Here is a 5,871-nt window from a genome sequence, read left to right as displayed (position 1 = left end):
CCCGACAGGCTTGCCCTCGAAAATGATCTGCCTGCCCGCCTCGACGCCGGTCAGGATGGCGCCGGGCACGGAACCCATCCGGCCGATACCTCGCGCGACACCCGGCTTCGAACCACCGAAGGTCTTGGCCAGCGGGTCGAAGATCAGCTTTCCGCCCCTGGTGTTGCCGAGGTTGCCGAGCACTTCGGCGTTGGAGGCTGCCTGCCGCTCGGTGAGCCCGATGCTCCTGTAGAGGTTGTCGAGATGAGCTTGGCGGGCGGACGCGGACAACGTCGAGTCCGCCGACCACTTCTGGAAATTTTCCACGAAAGCCCGCCGCTCGTCGGCCATGCCCTGCAGCTTCGTCGCCGCACCGTGCAACGCCCCCACCCCCGCGACGGCGTTCGCGAACCAGGTCGACAGCTTGATCAGCGACTTGACCAGGTCGTTGGCGTCGGTCAACGCGGAGTTGAGTTCCTCGTGCGCGGTTCGTTCGAGGCGCCTCGCCCAGCTGACCAGGCCGCCGACCTCTTCCCATGCGTCCAGCTTGGCCTCGGCCTCTTTCTGCCGGTGATAGGCCGGGTCCAGCCCGGGCAAGGATGGACTGCCCGCTCCCTCCGGCGCCGACTGCACGGGATCGCCAGGTGGCTTCTCGATCCACCAGCCCCGCACGGACAACCCGCCTTCCGCGGCCGCTTGCCGAGCATCGTCCATTCTGGACACACAGGTGCCGATGTTGTCGGCGAAGCTGTCCAAGGCACGCGCGACCTTGTCGGTGATGCGAGCCAGTTCGTCGGTGTCGCGACCGGTGCGCTCAGCCAGGCCGCGGAAGGCGTCGGCGGCTTTGCCCGTCCATTCCTCGGATTCCGAACGACCGCGGCGGACCGCGGTCGCCGCATCCCGGTTCGCCTCTGCCAACCGCTTCAGATACTTCGCGCCCTCCCGCGCCGAAGGAGCGTCGGCGAGGATCTGCGTGTTGATCGCCGTCATCAGCGCCTCACTGCCCCGGGCGGCCGAACAACTCTGCCGCGGCATCGTCATCGCTCAAGTACCGGTCGCGGGTGGCCTGCACATCGCCGGCCATCTCCTGCACACCCGCCAGCACCCCGGCACTGGCCTCAAGCAGCGCACCTAGCGTTTCCGCGACGGTGGGCGTGGATTCCCCGGCGTCGATTCCGGGTGCCGGTTCGTCGGCGATGCCGTCCAGTCCTTTCACGCCACCATCAAGGGTGTCGCGCGTCCGCTCGAGCAGCTCCGGTGACACTTCGTACCCGGCCACGATCGTCCTCCCCTGGTCGACCACGTCGGCCGCACGGTATCGGACGCTTTTGCCCAGGTGGAGCGTAGTTCTACCCATCACCCGGATGGCCGCGGCGATCTTCGACGAGCATTCGACCGGCGAGGCCGGAGATCCGCCGGTTCAGCTGTTTTCGGCTTGTTTGGCCGCCCTATTGGCTTTGCTGCCGCCGATCGCGCTGAGCACGATCACTCCGGCGTATCCGAGGAATCCGATCGCCAGGCCCGCGACAGGCCCGATCCCCGTCGCCAGCAGTGAGCCGCCTACGAGCACGATCAATGCGGCAGCGGAGTAGCCGATCCATGCGCCGGTCGCGAGGCACGGAGCAGCCGCCCGGCGCCCCGACAGGCCGGGCGAACGAGTCCTTCACCCCGGAGGTTCGAACGAAGAAACCGTCCGGTATGTCCGATCTTTCGCGTAGTCTGGCGGGCGGTAGATGATCTCGGGCGTGCGCGCCGTGGCAGACTCGGCGGCCGACCCGTCGAGGAGGAGAAGACGATGGACCTGGGCAAGCTGTTCCACTCGCTCTCGCCAGCCAAGCACAGCCACAAGTCGCACGGCAGCGACGGGCACCGGCGGCGCCGCTCCGGCAGCGGCTCCGGCTCGGACCACCGGCGGCGCCACCGCTCCGGCAGCGGCTCCGACCACCGCCGTCGGCACCGCTCCCACAGCGGCTCCGGCAGGCGCCGCAGCCGCAGCTGAGCGGATTTTGCACTGGACAGCAGGCGGCGCGCGGTGAGCGCGGTCAGCTCCTACTACGGCGAAGACGACGATTGGGGACCTCCCGGTCCTCCGCTGGAACCCGGCGATGCGCCGGCGCCCGGATATCGCGTGATTTCCCTGCTGCGGCGGGGAAATCGGCTCGACGTCTACGACCTGTGGAGCGAGCAGCGGCAGTGCCGGTGCGTCGGCAAAACTCTCCGCCCGGAACGCGCCGAGGACGACACGGCGGCCGGGTGGCTGCGCAACGAGGGAATGCTGCTGACCTCGCTCGCGCATCCGCACCTGGTGCGCGGCTACGAAACCGTGCTCAGCAACGACCCGGTGCGGCCCGTGGTGATCAGCGAAACGCTGCCGGGCGCGACGCTGAGCTACCTCGTCGAGCAGCACGGACGGCTGCGGCCGGTGGACGCGGCGATCCTCGGCGTCCAGCTCTGCTCGGTGCTGGGTTACCTGCACCGGCAGGGCTGGGCGCACCTCGACGTCAAACCGTCCAATGTGGTCTCCGCGGGCGGCCGCGCGGTGCTGCTGGACCTGAGCCTGGCCTGCCGGATCGGCGAGCGCAGCACCGCGGGCACCTTCGACTACCTCTCGCCCGAGCAGGCCCGCGGCGGCGAGATGACCGCGGCCACCGACGTCTGGGGACTCGGAATCACCCTGCACGAGGCGCTTTCCGGAGCTCCGCCGTGGTCGGACGTGCCGCACCGGCAACACCGCGCGGACGGCTCGCGGTACTACCCGCAGCTGGACGAGGCCCCGCCGCCGCTGCGGACCAAGCGTCGCCTGCCCGCGCGACTGTCGCGCACCGTGGACGCCTGCCTCCTCGCCGATCCGACGGCGAGGCCGAGCGTCGCGGAAGTCGCGGACCGGCTCATCTCCTGGTCCGGCATCGACCCCGCGGCCTGAATCAACGCAGGTCGTCGGCGACCACGCGGGCCGCCTGGGCGATCAGGGCGTTGTCGTAGTCCGCGTCCTCATCCGCCTTGTCCGACATGACCGCGAGCATGATCGGCGCGCGGCCGGGCGGGCGGATCACGGCGATGTCGTTGCGCGTCGCGTAGTCGGCGGCGCCGGATTTGTCGCCGACCTCCCAGTCCGCGGGCACGCCCGCGCGGATCAGGTCGTCGGTGAGCTGGGCGGTGCGCAGCATCTCGTTGAGGATGCCGCGCTTGTCCTGCGGCAGGACGTTGCCGACGGTGAGCTTGCGCAGCGTTTCGGCCATGGCGCGCGGAGTGCTCGTGTCGCGGATGTCGCCCGGGCTGGTCCGGTTCAGGTCCGGCTCCGTCCGATCGACGTGGATGGTCGCGTCGCCGATGGCGCGCATCGCCCGCTGCAACTCGGGCGGACCGCCGAGCTCGCGGAACAGCAGGTTCGCGGCGGTGTTGTCGCTGTGGCGGATCGCGGCGCCGATCACCTCGCGCAGCGGCAAGCCGGTGCCGACGTGCTTTTCCGTGACCGGGGAATGCGGCAGCAAGTCGGCCTCGGAGTAGGTGATCCGCCGGTTCAGCTCGCCGACCTCGTTGCGCTGCAACACCGCTGCGCCGGAGAACGCCTTGTGCGTGGAGGCGTAGGCGAAGCGGTCGTCGGCGCGGTGGGCGATCTCCTCGCCGGTGGCCGTGTCCACCGCGTACACGCCGAGGCGGGCGCCGAACTGCTGCTCCAGCCGCGCGAAATCCTCATCGGTGGAAGTGTCCGGGCGGGCCGCAGGAGCGTTCTGGGCCGCCGCGTTCGGAGCCCCGACGTTCGGCGCCCCCGTTCCCGGCGCCGGAGCCTCGACGCCCGCGCAGCCGACGAGCGCGAACAGCGCCGACAAGGCGACCGCGGACTGCCGGAAGTGTCGTATGTGCACGGAAATTCCTTTCATGCGGCCAGTCTGCTGCGCACCCGCTCATGCCGTCCAAGACGGGAATGAACACTTCCATGCGGAACCGGCATAGACTGCTGCAGTGGACCTGGTCGGCGGCTGCAAAGCGTTCGTGAGCGTGAGCGAACTCGGCAGCTTCACCCGCGGATCCGCCGCGGCCGGCATCCCGCAGCCGGTGGCCAGCCGCCGGGTCGCCGCGCTGGAACGACACCTCGGCGAGCGGCTTTTCGACCGCAGCTCCCGGCGCGCACACCTCACCCCGTTCGGCCGCGACATGCTGCCGTGGGCGCGGCGGCTGATGCGGCTCGCCGACGCGATGGAACAGGCCGCGGAACGTGCGCGGCTCCGCGAACTTCCGGTGGCGATGCCCGCGACCTGCGGAAACCGGGAACTCGCCGAACTCGACGCGGAAGCCCGCGCCAGCGAGCTGTTCCTCGAATTCCGGCTCGCCGCCCCCGGTGAGCGAGTCGACCTGCTGCGCACGCAGGACGTGCGCGCCGCGCTCACCGCAGTACCGCCCGACGAGGCGAGCTGGACGGTATTGCTCGGGGTGGGCAGCGCGGTCGACCTGCCGTCCGGAGCCGTGCACCTGGAGACGCTGCGCGTCGGGCGTTCCGGGCGGACGCCGCGGCGCCGGGTGTGGATCCAGCCGGAGGACGACGTGCCGCACATCCGGGACCGGCTGTTTCGGGTCCGCAACTCCGTGGGGTTGCGACCCGCGCAAGTGACCGTCGCCGAGTCGCTGACCTCGGCCGTCGCAGAAGTCTTCGGGTCGGCGGACCTGCTGCTGTGCTCGGCGGCGCAAGCCGCGGAATTCGGGCTTCGGTGGCGGCCGATCGCCGAGGTGCAGCTCGCGCGCGGCTTCGAGATCGCCGCAGAAGTCGGTGACGACGCGGAAAAACTGCGGACGCTGCTGTGGTCGGGCGTCGCGCGCTGCCTCGGGGCGGACGAGCAGGAGCAGGGATGCACGCCGAAAAGCTGATCAGCGGACTCGTCGCCGAACTCGAAGAAGGCGGGCTGCGCGGCTCGTTCCTGGTGCGCGACCTGCACTCCGGGCACGAGATCGGCATCGAGCCCGACCTCGCCTACCCGGTCGCCTCACTGATCAAAGTGCCGCTGGCCGCCGCCACCCTGGAACGCATCCGGCTCGGCGAACTCGACGGCGCGCAAGAACTGCGGGTGCAGCCGGGCCGGATCAGCACCCCGGGCCCGACCGGGCTGACCAGGTTCCGCCACCCCGCGCAGATCGCGATCGACGACCTGCTCTACCTGAGCATGGCGATAAGCGACAACGTGGCCGCCGACGCACTGTTCGACCTCACCCCGCCCGCCGAGGTCACGCGGGCCATGCGGGCGTGGGGGTTGCGCGGAATCACCGCCCGGCACCGGATCGGCGATCTCGCGGACACGCCTGCGGAACGGTTCGACCCGGCACGGGCGCACCTCGCGCACTCGCTGGCCATCGGCGCCTGGACCGAAGGGCGCGGGCACGAGATCGCGCAGCTGGACGTCACGCGCGCGAACTCCGGGACGGCGCGCGCGTTCGCCGACCTGCTGCAAGCGCTGTGGACGCCGTCGCAGATCGACGAGCAGGTCGCCGCGCGGGTGCGGGAGCTGATGGGCAGCAACCTGATCCGGCAACGGCTGGCACCGGACTTCATCTCCGACGCCGCCACGTGGTCGTCGAAAACGGGGACGTTGCTGAACCTGCGGCACGAAGCCGGTGTCGTCGAGCACGCCGATGGGCGCGCGTTCGCGATCGCGGCGCTCACCGAGTCCAGCGTGCCCGCGGCGACTCAACCCGAAGCGGAAGTGCTCATGGCGCGGGTGGCGCGGACGTTGCGGGACCACTTGCGGCGGTGAGCGAATCCCGCCCGCCGAGGCCGAGTCGTCGCGGACTTTCCCTGACGATGCGGACTTTTCCCGACGATTCAGCGCTTCCGGCGGAACGCGATGAACCCCGCGACCAGCGCTGCGGCGGCCGCGAGCTGCCCGCCGAGCACGATGCGGT

General features: G+C 70.5%; 8 protein-coding genes. 5 read left to right on the top strand and 3 right to left on the bottom strand.

Translation table 11 applies throughout. From position 1 onward, the window contains the following. Both IJH84_RS15515 and IJH84_RS15510 read right to left on the bottom strand, forming a co-directional pair. The coding region (locus IJH84_RS15515) for a hypothetical protein (RefSeq protein ID WP_295145674.1) at positions 1–969 on the bottom strand (969 nt) is incomplete at its 3' end. Between the two features lie 7 nt (positions 970–976). Next, positions 977–1,282 carry a hypothetical protein gene (locus tag IJH84_RS15510; protein WP_295145672.1) on the bottom strand — a complete coding sequence of 102 codons (306 nt, stop codon included), beginning with the start codon at positions 1,280–1,282 and terminating at the stop codon, positions 977–979. A 61-nt stretch (positions 1,283–1,343) separates the two neighbouring features. Here IJH84_RS15510 and IJH84_RS15505 point away from each other — a divergent pair, with 61 nt between their 5' ends. The 3 genes from IJH84_RS15505 (at position 1,344) to IJH84_RS15495 (ending at position 2,902) form a co-directional block, all read left to right on the top strand. Then, positions 1,344–1,571, top strand: coding sequence for a hypothetical protein (locus IJH84_RS15505; RefSeq protein ID WP_295145670.1), 228 nt, complete (start codon positions 1,344–1,346; stop codon positions 1,569–1,571). 203 nt (positions 1,572–1,774) lie between these two features. Continuing rightward, positions 1,775–1,978 (top strand): hypothetical protein, encoded by a 204-nt coding sequence (locus tag IJH84_RS15500; protein WP_295145668.1) that lies wholly within the window; start codon positions 1,775–1,777, stop codon positions 1,976–1,978. 33 nt (positions 1,979–2,011) lie between these two features. Continuing rightward, positions 2,012–2,902 carry a serine/threonine-protein kinase gene (locus IJH84_RS15495; protein WP_295145666.1) on the top strand — a complete coding sequence of 297 codons (891 nt, stop codon included), beginning with the start codon at positions 2,012–2,014 and terminating at the stop codon, positions 2,900–2,902. Between the two features lies 1 nt (position 2,903). On the opposite strand, the gene bla is transcribed toward IJH84_RS15495, so the two are convergent. Continuing rightward, entirely contained in the window at positions 2,904–3,845 is a 942-nt protein-coding gene (gene bla / locus IJH84_RS15490) for a class A beta-lactamase (RefSeq protein ID WP_295145664.1), read from the bottom strand. A gap of 97 nt (positions 3,846–3,942) precedes the next feature. Between bla and IJH84_RS15485 the strand changes: the two genes are divergently transcribed. Beyond that, a complete protein-coding gene (locus IJH84_RS15485; RefSeq protein ID WP_295145662.1) occupies positions 3,943–4,842 on the top strand; it encodes a LysR family transcriptional regulator in 900 nt (299 codons plus the stop codon). After that, positions 4,824–5,723 carry a serine hydrolase gene (locus IJH84_RS15480; RefSeq protein ID WP_295145660.1) on the top strand — a complete coding sequence of 300 codons (900 nt, stop codon included), beginning with the start codon at positions 4,824–4,826 and terminating at the stop codon, positions 5,721–5,723. Before IJH84_RS15485 ends, IJH84_RS15480 begins: the two co-directional genes overlap by 19 nt. The last annotated feature ends 148 nt before the right edge of the window (positions 5,724–5,871 follow it).

The sequence above is a fragment of the Saccharopolyspora sp. genome, from assembly GCF_017434145.1.
Lineage (GTDB): Bacteria > Actinomycetota > Actinomycetes > Mycobacteriales > Pseudonocardiaceae > Saccharopolyspora_C > Saccharopolyspora_C galaxeae.
Note: the sequence above shows the minus strand (reverse complement) of the source record. Positions and strands in the feature narration are given on the sequence as shown.